Here is a 25,743-nt window from a genome sequence, read left to right on the forward strand (position 1 = left end):
TACACTGAATAAAAAAACAATCCAATCACAATGGCCAGAATATTATTTTTTATAAACTTTACTATATTTTCCATTTACTCTTCTTCAAAAGGTGAATAATCACTTTCTGCCCATCTGCCCTGTTCGAAATATTTGTTAAGCTGGTAAATTACAATCATCAATAAGCCCATACAAATAACAGGAATCCAGGCATTCCACGTAGAAGATTCGTTCCAAACTGCAGATACCCTTATATTGTTATTGGTTAAATCTTCCGGTGGTTTTTGTGGTGTTATCGTAAGATGATATTTCCCGGCTTTGACTCCGCAAAGATAAAATTCCTCGTTGTTACTTCCTTCAGTCCAGTTTTCTCCTTCCGTGTATCCATGATAAAATTCGACATCTTTATTAGCATAAACCTCATCATTTGTGGTTTCATTTACTAAAGCAATCTGGACGTTTGCCCATGAATTATTAGTATCGGTATATACGAAGATTGACATGGGAGCCGAACCTCCTTCAAGTGTAAAAGAAGGACTTACAAAATCTTTATTGTTGTATTCACTAAACGAAAAATCTTTCTCGAGCACTACTTTTTTTGTCTGATCGCTGTAAATTAGTGCATGTGATATAAAAATTAAAATTGCTATTACACAAAATACAATTGCTGAATTTCTTACATTGAGATAAAAAGGTTCTACAAGTCCAGTTCCGTATTTTCGAGGCAAAGTAGTATTCGGGAAGGCCTTTTTAATTTCATTAACAGAAATATGTTCTCCTAAAAAGTTGTTTTCCGTGTCTTTTAATCTTTCAATTGAAAGAATATATGGAGGCGCAATGTATTCAAACATGCTGACCTTTTTGCTTGGAATATCAAAATCAAAATATCCTTGGGCAGATACTATTTCTGCATCTGTATATTCATAAAGATCAAATACCCGATCATCGTGTCTAATATATTTCGGATGGTTTTTGACATCGTACTTTTCCTCAATATCTTTTAGTAGGATCCAGTGTCCGGTTGCTTCGGAAAGATAAATAAAATTACCCGATGTTCCTTGCAGAATATACTCTGTCCAATAATAAGAACCATACGTTTTTTTGATTAACAATCCCGTAACAGTATATTCTTCTCCTTTAAGATTTCCTTTTTGGCCTATTTGCAGACCGATATGTTCCTCTTTGTAGTTGAACTTTCGCTGAGAACGCAAACCGTCTTCAGCAGCAATGTATAAATTTTGGCAATTGGGGCAGACAAAGTTCTTAACTTCAAAATTAATTTCTAAATCTGTAGTAACATTACATTGAAAACAAGGTACTTTCATAATTTATCTTTCAATTTCAAAATCCTTAATAATGATGGCATTAAAATAAGCAACATAATCATCCATCACTGCTTTTACTTTTTGGGAATTATCTTGTAAATAATTGCATAGATAAACATCTAATGTCAGTTGACCGAACTCCGGCCAAGTATGAATACAAATATGAGATTCTTTTAAACAAACTGCAATGGTAAAACTGTTATTTTCAAAATCATGAACAACAATACCTAACTTTTCCAAATTGTATTTTTCTAATATTGTATGGGTAACTGCAACAAAGCCCTTACTATCTGTAAGTTTTTGATTTTCTTCAACCTGAAGTGTTGTTAGTTTATGTAACCCTGGAGAATAGGAAATTGAATTCATTTAGTTACTACCAAAAGGTGTTTTGTTTAAGAAATAATGGTAGTTATACGCAGGTGTTGGCCTTTTGTTACAAAAAAATAAAAGTATTGGTTTTGCGCTTAAGATTCAGGGGCTAATTCGATTTCCAAACCGTCAATTTGGGGAGTGATATTAATTTGACAACCTAATCGGCTATTTTCTTTTACATTAAAAGCTTCCCAAAGCATAGCATCCTCATCGTCTCCTTTTTCGGGAAGTACCACATCATTGAGCACATAACATTGACAGGAAGCACACATGGCCATTCCTCCGCAAATCCCTATAGTTCCTTCAGGAGCAAGCTCATACATCCTCACCAATTCCATGATATTCATATTCATATCTGTTGGCGCCTGCACTTCGTGAGTTGTCCCTTCCCTATCGGTAATTTTTATTGTGATGTCCATGCTAAAATTTTAGCAAAAATATAAATTATTCAATAAAAAGATTATATTTGGCAACAGTTTTAGGGGGATTAGCTCATTTGGCTAGAGTGCTTGCCTGGCAGGCAAGAGGTGACCGGTTCGAATCCGGTATTCTCCACTTAATCAAAATGGCGCTCAATTTCAGTGTTTTACATCTGATATAAGTTCCTAAATTTACGATTAACACCAAAAAACCAAACCAAAAACCAAGAAACCTCAAATTTATTTTGAGGTTTTTTTATTTAAAAAAAGGGTGAAATTATTTTCTTTTTTTGCTGAAAAGTCGATTTTTGCACACCCTAATCAGACAACAATGAAAAAAAAATTACTATTATTTACATTTACCCTATTTTTTTGCGGGTCAATAGCTTTTTCACAGACTAAAATCGTCACCGCACTCCCTGACAGCACCACCTATTGGAAAAAAGAAAACAAAGTAGGTTTTGACATCAGTGAAATTGCCTTTGTAAACTGGAGTGCAGGAGGAGTTAATTCAGTTTCCGGATTATTGAATGGCAGATTCATTCGCCTTTATGAGCACAAAAACACCAAATGGAATAACGAATTACTATTTAAGTATGGTGTAAACAAACAAGATGGAACTGGCGTTCAGAAAACAGATGATGCGGTACACCTTAATTCTACCTTTGGCTTTAGAAACGATACTATCTCGAAGTGGTATTATTCGGCTAAGTTTAATTTTAATACTCAATTTACCAATGGTTATGTTTACCCGAACAGAGACAAAGCCATTTCGAAATTATTTGCTCCAGCTTATGTCTTTTTAGGAGGTGGTGCCGAATATGTAAATAAAGAGGCGAAATTGAACATTTACATTTCACCACTCACCTTTAAAACCACATTTGTATTAGACCAGCGATTGGCTAATGAAGGTGCTTTTGGGGTTACCAAAGCTGTTTATGACACAGACGGAACCATCGTTTCCTATGGAAGAAGAACCAAAACAGAAATGGGTTTTTTATTTACCTGCAATCACAAGGATGAAATTTTCAAGAATATTTTTATGGAAAACAGACTGGTCTTATATTCCGATTACATCAACAAATTTGGAAATGTTGACGTTGACTGGCAGCTTCAGTTCGATTTAGCCGTTAATGAATATGTAAAAGCGACTATTGGCACCCATCTTATTTATGATGATGATATTAAAGCCAAAGAAGAAATCGATGGTGTCCAGGTAACTGTTGGTCCTAAAGTACAGCTCAAACAAATCCTTGGTGTTGGGTTAACCTACTCCTTTTAAATAAAGAAAGCCTCAAAAATTAATTTGAGGCTTTCTTATATTGAGATGCAGGAGATTAATTTTCTTCTGCAACAATTCTATTGTTTCTTCGGTCACGTAACCAGTATTTAACTCTTTTTACCAAGTAGAACATTACCGGAACCATCACTAATGTCAGTACGGTAGCATATGTTAATCCGAAAATGATTGTCCATGCTAACGGCCCCCAAAAAATTACGTTGTCACCTCCCATAAATAAGTGCGGGTTCAAATCCGTAATTAATGAGAAGAAGTCAAAGTTTAATCCTATCGCCAAAGGAATCAATCCTAAAACGGCAGTCAAAGCAGTTAACAATACTGGACGCAGCCTTGATTTTCCGGATTCGATGATTACTTCTTTTATTTCTTCTAAAGTTAAGTCATCGTGGCTGCTTAATCTATTGTCTGCTACTTTTTTATCCAGCAACAACACAAAGAAGTCCATTAATACAATACCGTTTTTCACCACAATACCTGCGAGTGAGATAATTCCCATCATGGTCATTAGGATAACAAAATCCATATTGGCAATTACATAACCATAGAATACACCACTGAAACTCAGCAAAACAGTAAATAAAATTACTAAGGTTTTTGAAACCGAATTAAACTGTAACACAATGATGATCATAATTCCAGCCAAAGCTAAGAAAAGCGCATACAATAGGAAACTTTGATTTTTGCCTTGTTCTTCCTGTACTCCTGAGAACGAATAGGTAATACTTCTTGGCAATTGGTATCCTTTTAAACTAGCTTCAATCTGTTTTGTTATTTCATCTCCATTATAACCCGTCAGAACGTTTGAATAAACCGTCATGATACGTTTTTGGTTTTTTCTTTTAATCTGATTGTAGGTAGTCGTTTTCTCTGTTTCAGAAATAGCAGAAATAGGCACCTGCATCATTTGTCCGTTATTCTGGTTTCTGAATGTTAACGACTGGTTGAACAATACATTTTCATTTTTACGCTGATCATCCTGCATACGCATCGTGATGTTATAATCATCATCTCCTTCTTTATAAGTAGATATTTCCTGACCATACACGGAACGACGTAAGTTGAAACCAACCTGACCTGTTGAAACACCTAAGCTTCCGGCATTAACCCTATCAACTTTTACTTCTAGCTCTGGGCTTTCTTTATTGACATCGATACTCAAACGTTCGATTCCCGGAATGTTTTTAGAATTGATGAAAGCAATCATTTTATCTGCTTCTTTCAACATTTCCTCATAATCAATTCCTGTTAACTGAACACTAATTGGATATCCAGCAGGCGGTCCGTTTGCGTCTTTTTCGACAGTTACTGTTGCACCGGCAATTCCTTTTACTTTGCCTCTGATTTCTTCTAATATATCAGCCGTATTTATCCCTCTTCTGAATTTGAACTCAGAGAAGTTTACCGTCACTTTTCCTTTGTAAGGAGTTTCAGAAGCAGAACCCGCATCTACATTTGGATTTCCGGCACCAACTCCTACTTGAGAAACAATAGATTCGGCAAGGAAGTTTTTATTTGTTTTTGGATCTACATATTTGCTTAAGATCGAAATTACCTGTTTTTCTACAAAAAGCGTTGCATTATTCGTTTTCTTAATATCTGTTCCTTGCGGATATTCGATATAAGTAATTACCTGATTTGGAATATTATCCGGGAAAAACAATACTTTTCTAGGGAAAATCCCCAATAATATAAATGAGAAAAACAACATTCCGATGATTCCCACTAAAGCGAACCAAGCTCTTTTCCCAGTAAGGATTTTCGACAAGAAGTTTTTGTATTTATTTTCCATTCTTGGGAAAAATCCGTGTTGGAAATCCTGAGTCCATTGGTATAATTTTAATTTATACAACCACATTAATCCAAGGGATATAATAGCCAAATGCCCTATTGCTCTTGCAAATTTAGAATCATAAATATTTCCAAGCAGCACAAAAATAACTGCAATAACCGTAAATATTATGGAATAAAGTTTAGCTGATTTTTTAGAAACATTCCTATCTTCGGTATCCATAGAACCACCAGTCATAGCCGCGTTGACAACCATAGCCACAAACAACGATGCTGATAAGGTAACCGTTAAGGTAATTGGGAAATATTTCATGAATTTACCCATCGTTCCCGGCCATAACAAGAAGGGTAAAAATGCCATTAATGTTGTAGCCGTTGAAGAAATTACCGGCCAGGCGATTTCCCCAATACCAATTTTAGAAGCATGGACTCGGTCCATTCCCTTTTTCATGTTGGCAAATACGTTATCGACGACGACAATACCGTCATCCACCAACATTCCCAGTCCCATTACCAATCCGAAAAGCACCATAGTGTTCAGGGTTAGTCCGAAAGCTGAAAGAATACTAAAAGCCATTAACATAGACAACGGAATAGCCGCTCCGACAAATAATGAATTTCGCAACCCCATAGTAAACATCAACACAATCATAACCAGTACAATACCGAAAATAATGTGATTAGAAAGCTCGTCAACTTGGTGCTCTACACGCGAAGACTGGTCATTCGTCAATTCGATTTTTAAATTTGACGGAAGATAAGACGCTTTTGCTGCTTCTAATTTTTCCTTAACCTGCTCGATCGCAGAAATCATGTTTTGGTTGGAACGTTTTTTTACGTTCAGCATGACAACTTCAGTTCCTTTTTCACGGGCGTAAGTTGTTTTTTCTTTTTCCTTGAAACTTACAACGGCAATATCTTTAAGGTAAACAGTACCTCCATACGATTTCACAATAACATTTTCCAGTTCTTTAGGATCTTTGATTTCACCTACAATTCTAATATTATTTCTAGAACCTTGTGAGATTAGGTTTCCTCCCGAAAGTGTCATATTTTCATACTTAACAGCATTTTGAATTTCATCAAAAGACACTTGAGCTGCTGTCATTTTGAAAATATCTACAGCAATTTCAACTTCTTTATCGTCAACACCAAGAATGTCTACTTTTTTAACTTCCGGGATTTCTTCGATATCATCCTGAAGCTGTTCACCATATTTCTTTAATTGTTGTGTAGTATAATTCCCTTGAAGGTTGATGTTCAGGATAGGCACTTCTTCCGAAATGTTCAATTCAAAAACGCTTGGCTCGACCTTGCTTCCGTTATCCAGATTAGGCCAGTCTGTATCTGCTTTTACAACATCTACTTTGTCTTTGACTTTGGTTTTAGCATCTTCTATCGTTACTTTATCGCCAAATTCTACGATAATCATTCCGTAATCCTGAAAAGAGCTTGATGTAATTTTTTCGACACCAGAAATATTCTTAATTTCTTTCTCGAGTGGTTTAATAATTAATTTTTCAACGTCTTCTGCAGAGTTTCCAGGGAAAACAGAAGAGATATATACTTTATTTTCAATAATTTCCGGGAAATCTTCACGTGGCATTGTTATGTAGGCGATAACACCTGTAATAACAATCAATAACGTCAAGATATAAACCGTGACACGATTGTCTACAGCCCAGCTTGATATACTAAATTCTTTACTTTGATGACTCATTTTTGTTTAGTTTATAAGGTTAAAGTCTGAAAGGCTAGATCTTTAGAAGTTTAAGAGATTTAGGACCAACAAAATTCTTACGGTAGTATCTAAATTTCTAACCTAACGAAACTCTAGTTTTTTAGAATGTTAATTTCATTCCTTCGGAAATAGTATTTGCTCCTTCGGTTACAATGACATCAGTGGCAGACAATCCGTTTGAAATTTCGGTAACATTATCTGATGATTTTCCTGGTTTAACCAATACTTTTTTAGCAGTTCCTGTTTTTCCTTTTATATTTTGTACAGTGAAAACGAATTTATTTCCATTACCATCTTCCTGAATTATATTTGTAGGAACCACAATGACGTTTTTAGCTGAATAATCGATGATTTTAAGTTTTGCAACCTGATTTGGGCGCAATAAGTTTTCAGGGTTTGGAATGCTTACTTCAATACCGAAACTTCTGTTACTAGGATTGATGAAGCTGCCTATCTGTCTTACTTTCCCTTTATAGTTTTTTCCTAATGAAGTCAAGAAAACGTCTACTTCAGAACCTACTTTCAATTTGCCGATATAGGTTTCCGGAACAGATGTCGATACATACATATTCGATAAATTCACAATTCTCATTAGCCCTTGCTGGCTTGGCGCAACAACCTGGCCTTTTTCAACAAAAACCTCATCAATTACACCGGTAAAAGGAGCTCTGATTATTGTTTTTGCAATTTGAGCTCTCATTTGACCTAATGATTTTTGCAAACTTGTCATTTGTGTCTGTGCTTGTAAGTATTGAATTTCAGAACCGATTTTTTGATCCCATAATCTTTTTTGTCTTTCGAAAGTAGTTTTAGCCAATTCGTATTGCGTTTGAATCTGAGCTAATTGCTGCCCCATTCCGGCATCATCCACACGACCTAAAACTTGTCCTTTTGCAACTCTCTGACCTGCTTTTGCATTGAAAGAAACCAAGGCTCCTGAAAATTCCGGTTGCACCAAAATGTTTTCTTTGGTATCTACATTTCCTTGAATTTCTAAATAATGATTGAAAGCAGTGTCTTTTAACACCAAAGTTTCTACTAAAGCTTCGTTTTCTTTTTTCTCCAATGTAGCTAAAGCTTCATCTATTTTAGTCAGATCAGCCTGAACAGCTGCTCTTTTGTTTTTAAGCTCAGTTATATTCTTAGAATCGATTAAACTGTCAATATTTGATGGATTCTCCTTGTTACCGCATGAAAACAGCAGTATTGAAAGGGATGCGATGATAAATATATTCTTCATTTTATATATATGTTAGTTAGTTTATTTTATGATTTTTTCTAAAGATGCTCTTTTATTGATTACATCTACCATAGATTGCAAATAAGCTTGCTGTGCCGTATACAATTGACGCTGAGCTTCTGCAAATTCGAAACTGGTAGACAATCCTTCTCCAAATTTTATTTGTTGTTTTTTCTCTATTCTTTCGGCTAAGTTCAGATTGCTTTTTGCAGTAGCATATTCTTCAATACTAAACTCGAAATCACTTTTTGATTTTTCAAATTGCAGTTTCAGCATCTGTTCAGTTTCCGTAAGCTGCGTTTTAGACTGTTCATAAGCAATTTTTGCCTGCTGCGTTTTTGCGCTTCTTCCCAAACTACTGAATATTGGAACGTTTAAACCAACACCAATATTAGAATAATTGAACCATCTTTGATCCTGGCTTAGGAAATTGAATTTCGAATTAAAAGCATTGGAACCAAAATTTACTTGAGCTGCCAATGACGGTAAAGCTTTACTTTTTTCCAGTTTAAGCAGCAATCTTTTTTGTTCGGTTAAGTTAGTAGCCATTTGATAATCAATGTTGTTATTTACATTGAATTCCGTACCTGCAAAAGCCAGATCTAAATTATTTTTAGACAATGCTTCTAAATCATCTGTCAGTTTCAACTCGTCATTTATTTCGATTCCAAGATTGATTTTAAGCATTTTCAAAGAAATTTCTCTTAATCTTTTTACATTGCTCAAACTGCTTTTTACAGAAGCTAACGTAATTCCGATTTGCTCTACACTTTCTTCTTCACCCAATCCGTTTTTAAAAATTTGATTGGCATCAGCATAGTTTTTTTCCAAAACAGTTAAATTTCTCTCCAAAACTCTGATGCTTTCTTCTGCCAGTAAAACATTACCATAAGAATTTGTCACCATTTCGCGAATTTCAGAATCTGATTTTTTCTTAGAGTTTTCAAACATCTGTAAATACACTTTTGCTGATTCTAAACCAACTAGATAGGAACCATCAAATATTAATTGACTCAAGGTTAACTTGGCATCTATATTATTGTAATCCCCCATGGTCAGCGTTACAGGATTCCCGTCAACAGTAAGTAAATTTTGCTGTAGCTTGAAGTTATTCTGATAATTTACAGAACCATTTAATTGAGGCAAACCCATTGTCGTGGTTTCCCATTTTTTCTTTTTTGCAATTTCGATATCCTTTCCGGAATTTATAGCCGAATAATTGTATTGGAGCGAATGCTCTATTGCCTGCTGTAGGCTGAAAGAGTAATTTTGTTTGGCATCCTGCGCATTTGCTTTTGCGAGAAAGGCAAATGCTAGTAGAATAAATATTTTTCTCATTGATTGATGGTTGTTATATATTAGGGTTTAGTAATTGTTTCTCTAATTCTTTAATTCCTTTTGGCGTTGCAATAGCTCTTGTGTGATATTCCAGTGCGTGCAGTTCAAGTCTTTGGGCTTCTTTTTCAGAAACTGTATTTTCATTGATGCTGAAAATGAGTATGTAATAAAATTTAACTGCGGTTTCAATATCTACTCCTTCTCTGTACAATCCCTGTTCAATTCCTTTTTCGATATTTTGTCTGAAACATTTATTACACTCTTCAATTTCCCTTGACATTACTCTCTCGTGAATTTCCGGGTAATGTTTTTTTAGCTGGTAGACAGGTGAAGTATCATACGATTTGAACATCTCTTTGAACATAATTCTAATTTCAAAATTCTCTTCTATGGCATTGTAATCCGATGCAACAATTTTATCAATGATTTCGTGAATCTGATTATGAATCATTGCTGTCGCTTCTTCGACAAGTACTTCCTTATTACAAAAATATTTATAGATCGTTTTTTTAGAAATGCACATTTCTCCAGCTATATCATCCATGGTAATGCTCTTAAAACCCAGTTTTAAAAACATTTCACTCGCTCTAACTAAAATTTTATCTTTCATTTTTAATTTGAATTTACTCTAGTTTCTACACACAGAAACTCTAAATTTCGGTGCAAATGTAACAAGGAAACTTTTAACACCAAAATAGTTTCCCTTGTTTTTACAATTATTTAACATTTACCGTAATCCTTTTATTTAATGGCCTTACTGAAGTTTTGATGAAAATTAATTTAAGATTTCCTTTGGAAACTCCCACCATTTCTCAAATTTTGCCTCTTCTTTTATGTACGATTTTTCACCAATTTTAGGTGTCATTAGTGAGATATTAATTTCTTCTGCTAATTCCGTAATTTTTGCCAAAGGCTCATACCAATTATGATTTGCTAAAACAAATTTTGATGAATGTACAGGAAGTAATGTTTTCGCATTTAAATCCATAGCTGCCTGAAGAACTTCCTTTGGTTGCATGTGAATAAATTTCCAACTTTTATCATATTGTCCGTTTTCCAAAATAACCAGATCAAACGGCCCGAACTTATTTCCTGTTTCGGCAAAATGATTGTCATAACCGCTATCACCGCCAATAAATATTTTTGTTGTAGGTGTTTGCAAAACATATGACATCCACAATGCTTTATTTCTGGTAAAACCCCTGCCCGAAAAATGTCTTGCAGGAACAGTATGAACATGAAAACTTTCGTCAAGCGTAAAAGTCTCATTCCAGTCTTTTTCAATAATTTTAGCGGCATCAAATCCCCAGTGTTCAAGATGTGCACCAGTTCCAAGTCCGCAGATTATTTTTTTAATTTTCGGCTTAAGCTGCATTATTGTCTTATAATCCAAATGATCCCAGTGATCATGAGAAATAAACAAATAATCAATTTCAGGAATATCATCAACGGAATACATATCTGCACCTTTAAAAGCCTTTGTTGTAAAAGAAATTGGCGAAGCTGAACCGCTTAAAACAGGATCAACCAATATTTTCTTCCCATCTATTTGCATAAAATAAGAAGAATGGCCAAACCAAACGATACTGTCTTCAATTGGATTCAGGTTTATCAAATCCGTTTTAACCGAAGGAAGTTCCCTATCCGGTTTTTTTGCCTCATTTTTATTGAACATGAATTCTTTCATCACTGAGAAAAAACTCGCTCCCTCAGTTAAACTCGGCGTATGATTGAGGTTTTGGAAAGTACCATCCTTGTAATTAGGCGATTTTTTAATCATTTCCAATCTTTCTCCAGAAGGAAGTTTTCCAAATTGGGGTTGTTGCATAAAGAGATAAACCATCCCTATAAAAACAATTATTAGTACTACTGTCGTTATCATATTTCAAACTTTTTATTACTTTAAATTCGGGGCAAATGTAAATTGGAAACTTTAGAAACCAAAAAAGTTTCCATAGTTTTAAGTTAAAATTAACATTTGCCACTTTATTTGAAAAACTGTTTAATTTGGAGTATTTTAGCAAAAAAATAAATCCATGCTTTCCATTTCCCAATATCAGGACATTATTTCTGAGCATTTTTCAAGTCTGACTTTAGCTAAAGAACCTAAAAATCTATACGAGCCTATTCAATACATTTTATCACTAGGCGGAAAACGGATGCGACCTGTACTTACTTTAATGGCTGCAGAGGTTTTTAACACTAATTGTAAAGAAGCATTGGCTGCCGCAACAGCAGTAGAGGTTTTTCATAATTTCTCTCTCATTCACGATGATATTATGGATGACGCCCCTTTACGACGCGGTAACGAAACGGTTCATGAAAAATGGGATGTGAATACAGGGATTTTATCAGGAGATGCCATGCTTATTTTGGCTTATCAATATTTTGAGCAATACGAGCCTGCCGTTTTCAGGGATTTGGCAAAATTATTCAGCAAAACAGCATTAGAAGTCTGTGAAGGACAGCAATGGGATGTCGATTTCGAGCAACGTGAAGATGTTACCATTCCGGAATATTTGAAGATGATTGAATACAAAACCGCAGTTTTAGTCGGTGCCGCAATGAAGATGGGTGCTATTGTAGCCGAAACTTCGGAAAAAAACGCAGATCTTATTTATAATTTCGGGTTGAACCTTGGTATTGCCTTTCAGTTGCAGGATGATTACTTAGACGCTTTTGGTGATCCGGAAACTTTTGGAAAACAAGTAGGCGGAGACATTATTGAGAACAAAAAAACCTATCTTTACCTAAAAGCCGTTGCGTTTTCAAAACCAGGTGAGAAAGAGCAATTACTGCATTTATTTTCAATTCAACCCACAGATAACAAAGACAAAATCAATTCGGTAAAAGAGATTTTCAATGCAACCGGAGCCAGCGAAGCTACACAACAGGCTATTAAAGAATATACTTTTAAATCTTTTGAAACATTAGAAAAAATGGACATTGAAGAAGACAAAAAAGCAATTTTAAGATCTTTTGGTGAAAATTTAATGATGAGAAACGTATAAAAACAACCATCGGAATTTCAACAATGAATTCCAATAATTAGTATTGAAATGTATATCGCTCCAAAAAACACTGATTTATTGCTTTCGGAAGCACAAAAAGAAGAATTATATACAAAATTGGTGGAGCAAATAAACAAGGATTTTACACTTGCCAATGAGAGTATCGATTTTCAGATTTCTGTTTCTCCTATTGACTTAAAACTACAGTTACACGAAAAAATTTATCGCCTTATTCAGCACAAATTTGCCGAATACCTGAATTTACTGTATATCGTTGATGTTCCTGAAGATCAGGTTAAAAAACTCGATGGTTCTGATTTGGTTGATTTGTCTGAGCAAGTTGCTTTTCTGATCCTGAAAAGAGAATGGCAAAAAGTCTGGTTTAGAAATAAATTCTAGAAAAAAATACCCTGTAAGATACATTTAGGACAGCGCAAGGTAAAAATTAGGAATCCAAAAGAAAACCTTCCCATAGAATTATCCAAACTAGTATTACGGGAAGGTTTATAATCAGGAACAAACTCAGTTAGTTACCACACTGCTGGTCAATTTCTGATTTGATTTAATCCTATAATCGGGCGTTTTCTTAGTGTCTGTTTCAACAAAAAACTCTGCGTTATTAATTTTAGAAAAATCTATCATAAATACATCACTGTTAAACCAATTTTTTAATTGTGTGTTATTCTCGGTATTTTCACTTTCAATGTATCCTGAGCAATTATTCAGCAGTAATTTTTCCAATTTTATTCTTTTTAAGTCTTCAAAATCGGTTCTTATTTTAGCATCTAAAAGAATGCATTGGTTAAAGCCCGATACAATACTGTTGCTAAGGCTTAAAAAACTATTTTCTTTTACAAAAACAGCTTCCCGAATTAAACCTGTATCGTTATTTTCCTCATTCAATAATGTAATGTTGGTTGCGGTAATATTTGTCAGTTTTTTTGTTAAATCAGCATTTGAAGCAATATCATACGATTTTATTTCAAAACATCTTGATTTCCCTGAGGTCGAAACATAGGGGTTTCTAACAGCAATACTGTTTTTTATCACACATTGCGTTCCTTCAATGAAGTCATAATCATCCTCCATAGCTCTAAATGAAATCAGATTGTTTAGATTCAGTACTCCGCCATAACACCCGAAAGAATCGTCATTTGAGAAACTGACCTGTATATAATCCAAAACTGTTTTGCTTCCCACTCCGGCTAATGACAAAGCACTTAGTACCTTATTATCTTTCGCTTTTTTCCCGGCAAACTCAATGCGTACATACTTTAAAATCCCCGAATCGCTTTCTTCATTTACACCTCCGTAGGCATTAAACCTTTGCTCCAGATTAAAGTCCAATCGTCCTGTAAAATCATTAGTTGGTGAGTCTCCTAATAAAATTAAACCGCCCCAATCACCAGCCCTTCTTTGCGAGCTAGCTTTATTTGAAGTAAATACAATAGGGTCCGTTTCATTACCTATTGCCATTATTTTGGAACCTTTGGTTATTACCAACACTCCTGAAGTCTCATAATCGCCCCTTATAACTGTTCCTGGCTCAATAGTTAATGTTGCCCCATTTGTTACATATACAGTACCCGTTAAGAGATAAATTTCTTTTTTATATAATGTTGTGTTCTGGCTAATTATTCCTACCAGTAAATTTGAAGATTCTTTGTAATCGGTTATTTTTGGTTTAAAATTGGTCCAGCTTCTAGTCCAGTTAACATCGTTTGAAATCCCTCTAGTTGTTTGTGCAATCCCTAAAAGCGTATTGCAGAGTACAATGCTCAAGATAATTTTTTTCATAACGTAGTAGGTATTGTTCAATTGTTTTGTTGCAAATCACAATCCAATTTGATTATCAATATATTACAGTTAAAATTACTTGTTGTAAATCAAAAAAATTATGGAAATTCCATAAAAATTGTTAATAAAATAGTTTTATTTTTATTAATTTGTTAAAATTCAGTGGGTATTATAAAAAGAAAAACGTAAAATCGTTTGAAGGCTAAACGTAAAAACGCAGTAAACTTTTTCGAACACAACGTTACAAAATCTGCATACAAAAACGATTAAAAATAAACCCGTACAAATGGCATCCAGGCCTGACTATAAACGTTATCTGCTTCATTATACAGGACGTTGTAACGAATTCCCACCGTGATATTTTGAGAGCGATAACCCGCACCTAAAAACAAAGCAGTATTCCAAAAATCATCTTTAATTGAAGGAGTATAATGGATGTACGTATTATTCACTCTAAGCTGTTCCAATTCCGCAGAAAGCTGCACTTCAGGAATCGGATTAACCAAAGTAATCAGACTCGCACCATAAAGATGAGAATCAAAGACATTTTTTTGCTTCACATAACCATATTGCACTCCTAATCCGACTGAAAAATATTCGTTCACATCATAAACAGCACTTGGAGCTACAGCGATATTAGTGTAATCACTTCCAATACCCAAACCTAATCCTGCGCCAAATCGGACCCTTTTCCAAAATTCGCTTTTCTGGTGCTTCACAATGGTATCTTGCGCATGACTCTGAAGGAAAAACAGAAAAAAACAAACACAAATTGCTATTCTTGTTAAAAAACTGACGAAGTTAATTTTTTGTTTCATTTTAGCAATATTTTATGATATAAAAGTATAAAAAACATTAGAAGATTATTGCAAAGTATTGTACTTTTGTCAAAATTTTTTTAACCAAAAATCGTCATTCGACAGAATTATGGATAGGTTTTCCTTTTTAAACGCAGCACACACTGCATTTTTTGCAGATTTATACGAACAATATTTACAAAATCCCGATAGCGTAGAACCAAGCTGGAGAAGCTTTTTTCAAGGATTTGACTTTGCAAACGAATTTGGCGACAGCCCTTCGGAGCAAGTTTCATCTGCAGCAGGTAATCAGGCAGTTGACAATAGCAGTTCGGAAAAATTACAAAAAGAATTCAATGTTTTAAAACTAATTGACGGATACAGAACCCGCGGGCATTTGTTTACCAAAACAAATCCTGTTCGCGACAGAAGAACGTATTCGCCAACATTGGCCATTGAAAATTTCGGTTTATCTTCAGCCGATTTAAATACGGTATTTGATGCCGCAAGAGTTGTCAACCTGAACCCTTGTACGCTTCAGGTATTACTTAAGCACCTGAACAACGTATATTGCGAGTCTATCGGTGTGGAATACATGTACATTCGTGACCCGAAAGTTGTAGAATGGATTCAGCGTCGTCTTGACATTAATGACAATCTTCCAAATTTCAATACCGATCAGAAAAAACGTATTCTTAAAAAATTAAACGAAGCGGTTTCTTTCGAGAACTTCCTTCACACTAAATATGTTGGACAAAAACGTTTCTCTCTTGAGGGTTGCGAGTCTACAATTCCGGCTTTGGATGCCTTAATTGAAGCTGCTGCTGAAAAAGGTGTTGAGAAATTTGTGATGGGAATGGCACATCGTGGCCGTTTGAACGTTTTAGCCAATGTTTTCGGGAAACCAACACAAGATATTTTTTCTGAATTTGACGGAAAGGATTATGATGATGATGCTTTATTTGATGGTGATGTAAAATACCACTTAGGCTTAACCGCTACAAGAACAACTGAATCAGGAAAAAATATCAATATCAATTTAGCGCCTAACCCATCTCACCTGGAGACTGTTGGTGCCGTTATTGAAGGAATTGCCCGTGCCAAACAAGACAAATATTTCCCTAATGATTTCTCAAAAGTATTGCCTATCGCCGTTCATGGTGACGCCGCAGTAGCTGGCCAGGGAATCGTTTATGAAATCGTTCAAATGGCAAAATTAGACGGTTATAAAACTAACGGAACCATCCACTTAGTGATTAACAATCAGGTAGGATTTACAACAAATTATCTTGATGCTCGTTCTTCAACATATTGTACGGATGTAGCCAAAGTTACTTTATCACCGGTTTTACACGTAAACGCTGATGATGCTGAAGCTGTGGTTCACGCCATGTTATTTGCTTTGGATTACCGAATGGAATTTGGATCTGATGTCTTCATCGATTTATTAGGATACAGAAAATACGGCCACAACGAAGGTGACGAACCACGTTTTACACAGCCAAAACTATACAAAGAGATTTCAAAACATAAAAATTCAAGAGATATTTATGCTGAGAAATTAAAAACAGAAGGATCTATCGACGATAATTTTGTAAGCGGATTAGAAAGCGATTACAAAGCGAAACTGGAAGAGAATCTGGAAGCTTCAAGAAAAAAAGACTTAACCATCATCACACCATTCATGCAAGATGAGTGGAAAGGTTTTGAACAGGTAGAAGCAGAAGGAATGCTTCAAAAATACAACACTAAAGTAAACAAAACGGTACTTACGGATGTTGCAAAAACAGTAACTGAATTACCATCGGATAAAAAATTCATCAGCAAAATTTCTAAATTAATCAGCGACAGAAAGACTATGTTCTTCGAAACTGATAAATTGGATTGGGCTATGGGCGAAATGATGGCTTACGGTTCACTTCTAACGGAAGGTTACGATGTTCGTATCTCAGGTCAGGATGTAGAACGAGGAACATTCTCTCACCGTCACGCTGTCGTTAAAGTAGAAGATTCGGAAGAAGAAGTGATTTTATTAAATCATGTTCCAAACAAAAAAGGAAACTTCTCTGTTTACAATTCGCACCTTTCAGAATACGGTGTTCTTGGATTTGAATATGGCTACGCTTTAGCAAATCCAAACGCATTAACGATTTGGGAAGCACAGTTTGGTGACTTCGGAAATGGCGCTCAAATTATGATTGACCAATACATTTCTGCTGCAGAAGACAAATGGAACAATCAAAACGGTTTGGTAATGTTATTACCTCACGGTTATGAAAATCAAGGAGCTGAACACTCTTCAGGACGTATGGAAAGATTCCTGCAATTGTGTGCTAATCATAATATGTATGTTGCAGATTGTACAACGCCTGCCAACTTCTTCCATTTATTGAGAAGACAAATGATAACTAAGTTCCGTAAACCGTTAGTTGTATTTACTCCTAAGAGTTTATTGCGTGACCCAAGAGCAGTTTCTTCAATAGAAGAGTTCTCAAACGGAGAATTCCAGGAAGTAATTGATGATGCAGCTGTAAATGCTAAAGATGTGAAAACAGTGCTATTTTGTACTGGTAAATTCTATTATGATTTATTGACTGAAAGAGATGCTAACGGCAGAAATGATATCGCATTCGTTCGTATAGAACAATTGTTCCCATTGCCTGTTGAGCAAATGAAAGCAATAATTGCTAAATACTCTAATGCAGATGATTATGTTTGGGCGCAAGAAGAGCCTAGAAACATGGGGGCTTACGGATTCATGTTAATGAATTTTAATGAAGTGAAACTCAGAGTAGCATCACCAAAAGCATACAGTGCTCCGGCAGCGGGAAGTTATGTACGTTCTAAAAAACGTCATGCCGCAGCCATCGCAATGGTTTTTGACAAGAACTTATATCAATAAATCGTATTTTTGATAAAATAGATAATAACAACACTATATAAAATTATATACTCATGATTTTAGAAATGAAAGTCCCTTCTCCTGGGGAATCAATCAAAGAAGTTGAAATTGCTACATGGTTAGTAAAAGACGGAGATTATGTAGAAAAAGACCAAGCAATTGCAGAGGTTGATTCTGACAAAGCGACATTAGAATTGCCTGCAGAAGTAAGCGGAATCATTACGCTTAAAGCAGAAGAAGGCGATACTGTAGCCGTAGGCGCTGTAGTTTGTTTAATTGATACTGACGGCGCTAAACCGGAAGGCACAACAGCTGCTCCTGCAAAAGAAGAAAAAGTAGCTGAAGCTCCAAAAGCAGAGACTCCAAAAGTAGCTCCTACTCCAGCAGCAACATATGCTACAAGCACACCTTCACCTGCAGCAAGAAAAATATTAGATGAGAAAAACATTCAGCCTTCTGAAATTTCAGGTAGTGGAAAAGGCGGAAGAATAACTAAAGATGATGCTGTAAACGCAGTGCCTTCTATGGGTACTCCAACAGGCGGCTCTCGTGGTTCTGAAAGAACAAAACTATCTATGTTGCGTCGTAAAGTAGCTGAAAGATTGGTTTCTGCTAAAAATGAAACAGCTATGTTAACTACTTTCAATGAAGTAGATATGTCTGCTATTTACGCTTTACGTGACCAATACAAAGAAGAATTTAAAGCAAAACACCAAATGGGATTGGGCTTCATGTCTTTCTTTACCAAAGCAGTAACACGCGCTTTAAAATTATATCCGGATGTAAATTCAATGATCGACGGACAAGAGAAAATCTCTTACGATTTCTGCGATATTTCAGTAGCGGTTTCAGGACCAAAAGGACTAATGGTTCCTGTAGTACGTAGCGCAGAAAACCTAACTTTCCGTGGTGTGGAGGCTGAAATCAAACGTTTGGCTATCCGTGCACGTGATGGACAAATTACTGTAGATGAAATGACAGGCGGAACATTTACTATTTCTAATGGTGGTGTTTTCGGAAGTATGCTATCTACTCCTATCATCAATCCTCCGCAGTCAGGGATTTTAGGAATGCACAATGTAGTAGACAGACCTGTGGTTAAAAACGGTCAAATCGTTATCGCTCCGGTTATGTTTGTTGCTTTGTCATACGATCACAGAATCATTGACGGACGTGAGTCAGTTGGGTTTCTTGTAGCTATTAAAGAAGCTTTGGAAAACCCAATTGAAATCTTAATGGACAACAATCCTAAGAAAGCATTGGAATTATAGTTCTAAATCAAATACATAAAAAATCCCGTCTCGATAAATTGAGACGGGATTTTTTTATGGAAAAACTTTGCGTTTATTATTGTTTAACGACTTTCATTACTCTTTCCTGCCCTTCAGATTGGATTTTCAGGAAATAAATCCCTTGGGACAGTTTTGACAGATCTATGACTGCCGTTGTGTTATGAATCACGTCAGATTGCATTATTTTACCTAAAATGTCGTTAACAGTTACAGTATCAATGATTTTTCCTGTGTTTTTCAAGGAAACAGTAATGGAATTTGATGCCGGATTTGGATACGCTATAAAAGCTGCATTGTCAAATTCGGCAACACCTAAGCTGGTTACAAATTCGGTATTGGAAGTATTGGTTACAATTGGCGGGTTAAAATCAAAATATATAGAAGCAATGTTAGGGATAATATCACCCACTGCATAATCAGCCTTCGGTTTTACCTGAAAAGTAACATAGCCCTTTCCTGCCGTTGTATTTGCTACAGATGGCGGTAAATCGATTCCAATAAAACTCCAATGCAGATTATTCCCCACTCTATTTAAGGTATATCCATGACTCGCACCGGTCATTTTTACCGAAGTTTCATCCAGTTTTTCATCCAGAGAATCTTCAATACTCACATTTTCTGCGGCGAAAGTACCTGTATTTTCAAACTGAATCGTATACGTCAAATAGTCATTGGCCGTAAAGCCTGAATGTACAATTTTACCACCATGTGCTTCTGATTTATCATTCGGATCATAAGAACCCACTATAATTTGAGACAGCGTACTTGTGTTATTAGAAACATTAATATCTCCAACTGGAATCGTTATTGAGGCATTATTGGTCAAAATACCGCCCAAATCCACCGTAGGTATGGTTGGAACTTGCATTAAAACATACAGAGATCTAACTTCTCCTGGCAATAAATTAGTAAAATCATACGTAAAACCGGTAGTATTCGTAGTGGTAGCAGCCGGAGAAACATTCACAATAGTCACTGCATTGTCCTTGTTAAAAGTCACTGTTCCGGAAGCAATGGCCTGATTTCCATTATTTCTGTATACAATCATATTATAATAAGTAAAGCCGGGCCTTGGTGACGCTCCAGCAGGCACAACCGCTACTGTCAAATCATGGTAAGGCAATTCCGTTATTGGAAAATTATACACTTGAATCCCTGAATTCGGGATTATGCTAACATTCGTATAAGAAGAAGTTGTCAAAGCATATTGCGAAGACACGGCAGGATCGATGGTATAAGTTAAATCATACGAGTTTGCCGGATTTGATTCATTAATCACATATTCCCCATTCGAAGAGGTTACATAATTAACTGTTCCGCTGTCATTCAACTCATAACCAAATTGCCCTTGAGAAAAAGCAGGCTCTCCGGAATCTTGAGCTCCATTATTATTGGAATCAATAAAAGCATTCATAGAAATCCCTTCGTTGATTACTGTGATAATCGCAGTCGCCGTATCACAGGATGTAGGAGAAAAAGAAGAGCAGAGCTGGTAAACCAAGGTGTATACTCCCGGAGGAGTTCCTGTTAAAACGCTCACTGAACCATCAGGGTTAAAAACAAATCCAGGTGGAATGGTCAACACTGTAACTGGAGGCATACTAACAGAACTTCCTAAATAATCATTGCTAAATACTGAGCTTCCTGAATTTGAAACATTGCTATCAGTCTGGTAAATAGTCATGATATCATCATTAGCAACCGGTATCGGCTCAAGAACAAACGTATCTGTAGCCGTAAATCCTGTAACAAGATCGGTTGCCGTTACACTAAAAACTCCAGACAAACCTAAAACGTTCAATGAAGAGCTTGTCGCACCAGAAATAGGCATTCCATTAAGTGACCATTGGTAACCAAACGGCCCAGTTCCAATCGCAGTAACCACAGTAGCATTTAAGGAACTTACTGGAACATCCAAAGAAGGAGAAACGGTCACTGAAAAACCGCCAGTATTTGTGACAGTTACTGTAGTCATACAACTACAACCATTCGCATCTATAACCTGGACAACAAAAACCCCTAGATTAACAGACACCGTAAAAACACCCGAAATACTCACCATAGAAGGACCTCCATTAATAGTGTATTGATAGGGCGCTGTTCCTCCTAATACCATTGTTGTAATTGAATTTCCATTTACTGTGGTATTACAGATTAAAGCACTCATTGTAGAAAAATGAGCCGCCGGAGTCCAATTGCTCATTACAGTCGGTTCGCAAACCGCTCTCACATAAAAATCATATAGCGTACATGAAACCAATCCGTTAACAGTAAACAAAGAGGTTGTACTAACCATCCCTACAGTAGAAATTGTAGGTGCAGGAGCGCCTGAGGGCAATACCAAAACTTCCCATTGCGTTGCATTGCCTGAAGAAACCCATGAAATAGTAGCCGTCGTAGCCGTAACATTTGCAACTGATAATGCTGTTGGCGGATTGCAATTCTGCGCCTCACTAGGGAGAAAAATAAATAAAGAGAAAAATAAAAGTAATAAGTAGTTTTTTGTCATAAGTACTGTTTTTGGTTTGTTTATCGGATGCTAAAAATACTACAAATACTACTACTTAAAAAATACAGCCTGTTAAAAAGCAAAATACATCTGTAATTATCAATCGGTTAAACCATAAAAAAAACAGCAATACTGCTCCGTAATTACCTATAACGCCCTACAAACTCCGAAGGACTCACACCGCATTTCTTTTTAAAAAGCCTCGAAAAATACGCATAATCATCGTATCCCAAATCATACGCAATTTCAGAAAAAGGGAGTTTCTGCACGATCAGTTCTCGTTTGGCTTCCAGAAAGATGCGCTCCAGGATAATATCGGTTGCCGTCTTCCCCACCATATCCTGCACGATGCGATTGAGGTGTTTGGGCGAAATATTCAATAAACCTGCATAATACGAAGGCAATTTTTCCTCTTTAAAGTACTTTTCAAGAAAGACCTCAAATTCCTGGAATTTATTCGAATACGAATGCTGCTTGCCCTTTCCTGATCCACTGTCTCCAATGTAAAAACGAGTACTTTCTATATAAACCAAATCGATTAGTGAAATGATTTTTTGCTGTTTAAAAATGTATTCCGACTGGTTTTCCGTATGCATCTGCTCAAATAATAATTTAAAATAAGCCTGCCTGTTTTCTTCCAGATACAAAGCCGGTGTATTCTGCACACTTTGGAAAAAAGGGAAATCATTCACACTCTTTCCGGCAAAATACAAATCATAAAAAGACTGGGTATGAAAAAATATAAATCCACTGATATCCTCTGACAATTCCCAATGATGCATTTGCCCCGGATTAAGAAAGAAAAGACTTCCGGGCTTTACGTCATACTTTACAAAATCAATTTCATGAACTCCTTTCCCATGCGTAAATAACACAGTCAGATAGAAATTATGCCTGTGTGGTTTATGAATGTTTTTATGACCCGTAGCCAAATGATTTTCAATAGTATTTGAATAAAATTCCTTGCTCTTATCCGCTATATCAAATTGCCTGATATGTAAAACAGTTGGATTTCCCATAACATTACAATAATCAATTATGTCCTAAAAGTACAAATACTAGCGTATATTATCAATAGCAGTATTGGAATAAGTCCCGAAATTTGTATAAAAATAAGTTATGTCAGTCCTATCCAACATCTTAAAAGAAAAATGTCCAAAATGCGGTAAAGGTCAGGTTTTTAGCAAAAAAGGAAATATCTTATTGCTTCAGATGCCTAAAATGAATGAAAATTGTCCGCAATGTCATCATAAGCTTGAAAAAGAGCCCGGCTATTTCTTTGGCTCCATGTTTGTAAGCTACGCGCTAATCGTGGGCGAAATGATTGCTTTCTTCCTTATTATCAATCAATTTATCGCGAGCTTTGTGACCATTCTGGTTTTAATGGGAATCATCATCCTTTTAAGTAGTACTTTCAATTTCAGGCTATCCCGAATGATTTGGATGTATTTGCTAGACGGTCCGAACAAGAAAATATAAGTCCAAAATATTTTTAAAATACAAATCCCGCCCTGATTGCTCAAGACGGGATTTTTTACTGTTTATTTATTATTATTGTCTTACGACTTTCATCACTTTTTCTTGTCCGTCAGACGTTACTTTTACAAAATAAATTCCAGCAGTCAGGTTCGATAAGTCTATGACAGCTACTGAAGCATTGGCTTTCTTTACTTGCAATATTTTACCCAAAAGATCTAGCACTTGAACCGAATCAATTGTTCCTGTATTCTCTTTCAAAGAAATAGTAACCAAACCGGCCGTTGGATTTGGATATACTTTAAACCCTGCCTTTTCAAATTCCGCAACACCTAATAAGGCTACAAACTCAGTATTGAATGTATTGGTAACAATCGCAGGGTTGAAATCGAAATAGATATCCGCTTTATTAGGAATAATATCTCCAACTGTATACCCTGCTTTTGGTTTTACCTGAAAACTGACATATCCTTTACCTATTGTTGAATCATCAAATGACGGAGGTAAGAATATGTTCGCAAAATTCCATTTAAGATTATTGCCCGCTCTGTTTAAAGTATAGCCATGGCTGGCATCAATCATTTTTACGGATGTCTCGTCTAATTTTGCATCTAAAAGATCCTCTAGTCTCACATTTATTGCAGAATCTGATCCTGTATTCTCAAACTGAATCGTGTACGTCAGATAATCGTTTGAAGTAAAGGTCGAATACTGAATTTTTCCACCATGAGATTCAACTTTGTCATTTGGATCATAAGAACCTACAATAATTTGTTTTATACCTCCCGTATTGTTTGATGGAATAAGGTCACCAGCAACGGGCGTAATAGAAACAGAACTAATGACCATATCTCCTAAAGCAACCGCAGGAATAGTATCCACTTGCAGAGTTACATAAATATACCTTGTTTCTCCTGGTAATAAGTCAGTAAAACCATAAGTAAAACCGTTAACAATAGGTGTCGTTCCGCTTTCTGAAATATCCGTAATACTTAACGCACTACTTTTAGTAAAAGTAACGATACCTGATACCATAGTCATACTTCCTTCGTTTTTATACATAATTACATTTGTATAGCTAAATCCTGGCCTAGGCCTGTTTTGGGCAAAAACATTAATATACAAATCATTGTAATTCTGTGTCACCGTAACTGGAAAATTATATTCTTGCGCACTTTGATTAACCACAACGTTCACATTCGAATAACTAGGTGTTGTCACATTATAATAAGAACTGTAAACCGGATCAACAGCAAACCCAAGATCATACGAGTTAGCAGGGTTTGCTTCGTAAACAGCGTACTCGCCTGTAGAAGAAGTGACATCATGAACCACTCCATTATTATTGAATTCGTAGTTGAACTTTCCTAAGTTAAAAATAGGTTCGTCTGCTTCTTTTGTACCGTTATTGTTAGCATCTAAAAAGCTCTTTAGCACAAACCCTTCACTTGGTATTTCCACAGTTACGTATGCATCGGATTGATAATACTGCTGATACGGAGTATACGGATTGTATACCACAGGCGCTATATATGGAAAAGTATAAAAACCAGGCTGAGTTCCTGGCAAAACAGATACATAACCATTATAATCCAATGCAAATCCCGGTGGCAATTGATTATAATCAGCAAAACACCCTCCTTGATAAAATATGAAAGGATCATTATCTGATACGGATTCTGAAGAAACTGTAATCTCTTCATTAACAGGATGTATAACTAAATTATCATTAATTAACGGCATAGGCCCCAACTCTACAACATTAGTATATGAAACACAGCTACAAGTTGCATCCGTTACTGCTGCATAAAATCTTCCTGGAAATTGAACATAAAGCCCACTAAGGTTACTTGGATTTTGATACGCTGGCGGAAGTAAAATATCTTCTGTATACCATTGGTACGCAACAGAATTGAGACTTGATGCACCAGCATATATGTTCACATACGAAGAAGATGCACTACTATATAACGTAGAGGTAGGCCCTTGCACTAAATTAAAATTATCCAAATGATGGCTTCCATCGTTTGGATTCACATAGCCTGTATAAATTATTTGCGGCAAAGAAGCGGTATAATAATTTCTAAAATCGTTAATTGGATTCGTAAAATTAACAGCATCATCCGCCGTCAAATAGTACATTACCAGTGTATGATAATTTGGATTAGCGCCTAATATTTCAGCTCTTTTCACACCCAAATTAAACGTGCCATTGCAAGAAGGTGGCAAATCACTGATTTGGGAATGTAGATTCACATTACAAAGAACAATTAAAATAAGTAAAAGTTTTTTCATAGATAGTTGATTTGTAGTGCAAAGATAAAATTACTTTCCATCCCGAAGCATTTTGTTAAAAATTAATCCAATTGTTCTTAAAACTGCCTCTGTCTTTGCTGTTCATTAAAGCAGCAATAAACGCAATCAAACAAAAAATCTCGCTTCGAAAACCAAGCCGGG

19 protein-coding genes and 1 tRNA gene are annotated in these 25,743 nt (G+C 35.8%); 7 read left to right on the top strand and 13 right to left on the bottom strand.

From position 1 onward, the window contains the following. Window positions 1-74 precede the first annotated feature (74 nt). From ACRDEC_RS02030 to ACRDEC_RS02040, 3 genes are all read right to left on the bottom strand, one after another. Window positions 75-1,304 carry a DUF4178 domain-containing protein gene (locus tag ACRDEC_RS02030; RefSeq protein WP_431496661.1) on the bottom strand — a complete coding sequence of 410 codons (1,230 nt, stop codon included), beginning with the start codon at window positions 1,302-1,304 and terminating at the stop codon, window positions 75-77. Window positions 1,305-1,307: 3 nt separating this feature from the next. Continuing rightward, window positions 1,308-1,670, bottom strand: coding sequence for an S-adenosylmethionine decarboxylase family protein (locus ACRDEC_RS02035; protein WP_431496662.1), 363 nt, complete (start codon window positions 1,668-1,670; stop codon window positions 1,308-1,310). A 98-nt stretch (window positions 1,671-1,768) separates the two neighbouring features. Continuing rightward, on the bottom strand, window positions 1,769-2,095 hold the full coding sequence (locus tag ACRDEC_RS02040; RefSeq protein ID WP_431496663.1) for a ferredoxin: 327 nt from the start codon (window positions 2,093-2,095) through the stop codon (window positions 1,769-1,771). 62 nt (window positions 2,096-2,157) lie between these two features. Here ACRDEC_RS02040 and ACRDEC_RS02045 point away from each other — a divergent pair. Next, window positions 2,158-2,231 (top strand) — tRNA-Ala (locus tag ACRDEC_RS02045). A 195-nt stretch (window positions 2,232-2,426) separates the two neighbouring features. Further along, the gene (locus ACRDEC_RS02050; protein ID WP_431496664.1) at window positions 2,427-3,377 is read left to right on the top strand and encodes a DUF3078 domain-containing protein; all 951 of its coding nucleotides are present in this window, start codon (window positions 2,427-2,429) and stop codon (window positions 3,375-3,377) included. A 55-nt stretch (window positions 3,378-3,432) separates the two neighbouring features. Here the strand turns inward: ACRDEC_RS02050 and ACRDEC_RS02055 are convergent, their stop codons facing one another. The 5 genes from ACRDEC_RS02055 to ACRDEC_RS02075 all read right to left on the bottom strand — a co-directional run bounded on the left by ACRDEC_RS02055 (window position 3,433) and on the right by ACRDEC_RS02075 (window position 11,384). After that, entirely contained in the window at window positions 3,433-6,903 is a 3,471-nt protein-coding gene (locus ACRDEC_RS02055; RefSeq protein ID WP_431496665.1) for an efflux RND transporter permease subunit, read from the bottom strand. A gap of 121 nt (window positions 6,904-7,024) precedes the next feature. Then, window positions 7,025-8,164, bottom strand: coding sequence for an efflux RND transporter periplasmic adaptor subunit (locus ACRDEC_RS02060; RefSeq protein WP_431496666.1), 1,140 nt, complete (start codon window positions 8,162-8,164; stop codon window positions 7,025-7,027). Between the two features lie 21 nt (window positions 8,165-8,185). Beyond that, window positions 8,186-9,502 (bottom strand): TolC family protein, encoded by a 1,317-nt coding sequence (locus ACRDEC_RS02065; RefSeq protein WP_431496667.1) that lies wholly within the window; start codon window positions 9,500-9,502, stop codon window positions 8,186-8,188. A gap of 13 nt (window positions 9,503-9,515) precedes the next feature. Then, a complete protein-coding gene (locus ACRDEC_RS02070; protein WP_431496668.1) occupies window positions 9,516-10,112 on the bottom strand; it encodes a TetR/AcrR family transcriptional regulator in 597 nt (198 codons plus the stop codon). Window positions 10,113-10,277: 165 nt separating this feature from the next. After that, window positions 10,278-11,384, bottom strand: coding sequence for an MBL fold metallo-hydrolase (locus tag ACRDEC_RS02075; protein WP_431496669.1), 1,107 nt, complete (start codon window positions 11,382-11,384; stop codon window positions 10,278-10,280). Between the two features lie 154 nt (window positions 11,385-11,538). Between ACRDEC_RS02075 and ACRDEC_RS02080 the strand changes: the two genes are divergently transcribed. Together ACRDEC_RS02080 and ACRDEC_RS02085 are read left to right on the top strand one after the other, a co-directional pair. After that, window positions 11,539-12,513, top strand: a complete 975-nt coding sequence (locus ACRDEC_RS02080; protein ID WP_431496670.1) for a polyprenyl synthetase family protein — start codon at window positions 11,539-11,541, stop codon at window positions 12,511-12,513. Window positions 12,514-12,561: 48 nt separating this feature from the next. Beyond that, complete coding sequence (locus ACRDEC_RS02085; protein WP_431496671.1) at window positions 12,562-12,912, top strand: hypothetical protein; 351 nt, start codon at window positions 12,562-12,564, stop codon at window positions 12,910-12,912. A gap of 123 nt (window positions 12,913-13,035) precedes the next feature. On the opposite strand, the gene ACRDEC_RS02090 is transcribed toward ACRDEC_RS02085, so the two are convergent. Then, complete coding sequence (locus ACRDEC_RS02090; protein WP_431496672.1) at window positions 13,036-14,310, bottom strand: hypothetical protein; 1,275 nt, start codon at window positions 14,308-14,310, stop codon at window positions 13,036-13,038. A gap of 266 nt (window positions 14,311-14,576) precedes the next feature. Beyond that, window positions 14,577-15,128 carry a hypothetical protein gene (locus ACRDEC_RS02095; protein ID WP_431496673.1) on the bottom strand — a complete coding sequence of 184 codons (552 nt, stop codon included), beginning with the start codon at window positions 15,126-15,128 and terminating at the stop codon, window positions 14,577-14,579. 109 nt (window positions 15,129-15,237) lie between these two features. Between ACRDEC_RS02095 and ACRDEC_RS02100 the strand changes: the two genes are divergently transcribed. Further along, window positions 15,238-18,009 carry a 2-oxoglutarate dehydrogenase E1 component gene (locus tag ACRDEC_RS02100; RefSeq protein WP_431496674.1) on the top strand — a complete coding sequence of 924 codons (2,772 nt, stop codon included), beginning with the start codon at window positions 15,238-15,240 and terminating at the stop codon, window positions 18,007-18,009. Between the two features lie 53 nt (window positions 18,010-18,062). Beyond that, complete coding sequence (gene odhB / locus ACRDEC_RS02105) at window positions 18,063-19,280, top strand: 2-oxoglutarate dehydrogenase complex dihydrolipoyllysine-residue succinyltransferase (protein WP_431496675.1); 1,218 nt, start codon at window positions 18,063-18,065, stop codon at window positions 19,278-19,280. Window positions 19,281-19,356: 76 nt separating this feature from the next. On the opposite strand, the gene ACRDEC_RS02110 is transcribed toward odhB, so the two are convergent. Both ACRDEC_RS02110 and ACRDEC_RS02115 read right to left on the bottom strand, forming a co-directional pair. After that, window positions 19,357-21,810, bottom strand: a complete 2,454-nt coding sequence (locus tag ACRDEC_RS02110; protein ID WP_431496676.1) for a DUF7619 domain-containing protein — start codon at window positions 21,808-21,810, stop codon at window positions 19,357-19,359. A 143-nt stretch (window positions 21,811-21,953) separates the two neighbouring features. Continuing rightward, window positions 21,954-22,829 carry an AraC family transcriptional regulator gene (locus ACRDEC_RS02115; RefSeq protein ID WP_431496677.1) on the bottom strand — a complete coding sequence of 292 codons (876 nt, stop codon included), beginning with the start codon at window positions 22,827-22,829 and terminating at the stop codon, window positions 21,954-21,956. A gap of 100 nt (window positions 22,830-22,929) precedes the next feature. On the opposite strand from ACRDEC_RS02115, the gene ACRDEC_RS02120 reads away from it, so the two are divergent. Beyond that, a complete protein-coding gene (locus tag ACRDEC_RS02120; protein ID WP_431496678.1) occupies window positions 22,930-23,289 on the top strand; it encodes a DUF983 domain-containing protein in 360 nt (119 codons plus the stop codon). A gap of 72 nt (window positions 23,290-23,361) precedes the next feature. Here ACRDEC_RS02120 and ACRDEC_RS02125 read toward each other — a convergent pair whose 3' ends face one another. Further along, window positions 23,362-25,581, bottom strand: coding sequence for a T9SS type A sorting domain-containing protein (locus ACRDEC_RS02125; RefSeq protein ID WP_431496679.1), 2,220 nt, complete (start codon window positions 25,579-25,581; stop codon window positions 23,362-23,364). Between the last annotated feature and the right edge of the window lie 162 nt (window positions 25,582-25,743).

It is taken from the genome of Flavobacterium sp., from assembly GCF_050696275.1.
Classification (GTDB): Bacteria; Bacteroidota; Bacteroidia; order Flavobacteriales; family Flavobacteriaceae; genus Flavobacterium.

Excerpts from the sequence above, each read along its gene's own strand:
- ACRDEC_RS02030 (WP_431496661.1), bottom strand. The coding sequence starts at position 1,304 with ATGAAAGTACCTTGTTTTCAATGTAATGTTACTACAGATTTAGAAATT.
- ACRDEC_RS02035 (WP_431496662.1), bottom strand. The coding sequence starts at position 1,670 with ATGAATTCAATTTCCTATTCTCCAGGGTTACATAAACTAACAACACTT.
- ACRDEC_RS02040 (WP_431496663.1), bottom strand. The coding sequence starts at position 2,095 with ATGGACATCACAATAAAAATTACCGATAGGGAAGGGACAACTCACGAA.
- ACRDEC_RS02050 (WP_431496664.1), top strand. The coding sequence starts at position 2,427 with ATGAAAAAAAAATTACTATTATTTACATTTACCCTATTTTTTTGCGGG.
- ACRDEC_RS02055 (WP_431496665.1), bottom strand. The coding sequence starts at position 6,903 with ATGAGTCATCAAAGTAAAGAATTTAGTATATCAAGCTGGGCTGTAGAC.
- ACRDEC_RS02060 (WP_431496666.1), bottom strand. The coding sequence starts at position 8,164 with ATGAAGAATATATTTATCATCGCATCCCTTTCAATACTGCTGTTTTCA.
- ACRDEC_RS02065 (WP_431496667.1), bottom strand. The coding sequence starts at position 9,502 with ATGAGAAAAATATTTATTCTACTAGCATTTGCCTTTCTCGCAAAAGCA.
- ACRDEC_RS02070 (WP_431496668.1), bottom strand. The coding sequence starts at position 10,112 with ATGAAAGATAAAATTTTAGTTAGAGCGAGTGAAATGTTTTTAAAACTG.
- ACRDEC_RS02075 (WP_431496669.1), bottom strand. The coding sequence starts at position 11,384 with ATGATAACGACAGTAGTACTAATAATTGTTTTTATAGGGATGGTTTAT.
- ACRDEC_RS02080 (WP_431496670.1), top strand. The coding sequence starts at position 11,539 with ATGCTTTCCATTTCCCAATATCAGGACATTATTTCTGAGCATTTTTCA.
- ACRDEC_RS02085 (WP_431496671.1), top strand. The coding sequence starts at position 12,562 with ATGTATATCGCTCCAAAAAACACTGATTTATTGCTTTCGGAAGCACAA.
- ACRDEC_RS02090 (WP_431496672.1), bottom strand. The coding sequence starts at position 14,310 with ATGAAAAAAATTATCTTGAGCATTGTACTCTGCAATACGCTTTTAGGG.
- ACRDEC_RS02095 (WP_431496673.1), bottom strand. The coding sequence starts at position 15,128 with ATGAAACAAAAAATTAACTTCGTCAGTTTTTTAACAAGAATAGCAATT.
- ACRDEC_RS02100 (WP_431496674.1), top strand. The coding sequence starts at position 15,238 with ATGGATAGGTTTTCCTTTTTAAACGCAGCACACACTGCATTTTTTGCA.
- odhB (WP_431496675.1), top strand. The coding sequence starts at position 18,063 with ATGATTTTAGAAATGAAAGTCCCTTCTCCTGGGGAATCAATCAAAGAA.
- ACRDEC_RS02110 (WP_431496676.1), bottom strand. The coding sequence starts at position 21,810 with ATGACAAAAAACTACTTATTACTTTTATTTTTCTCTTTATTTATTTTT.
- ACRDEC_RS02115 (WP_431496677.1), bottom strand. The coding sequence starts at position 22,829 with ATGGGAAATCCAACTGTTTTACATATCAGGCAATTTGATATAGCGGAT.
- ACRDEC_RS02120 (WP_431496678.1), top strand. The coding sequence starts at position 22,930 with ATGTCAGTCCTATCCAACATCTTAAAAGAAAAATGTCCAAAATGCGGT.
- ACRDEC_RS02125 (WP_431496679.1), bottom strand. The coding sequence starts at position 25,581 with ATGAAAAAACTTTTACTTATTTTAATTGTTCTTTGTAATGTGAATCTA.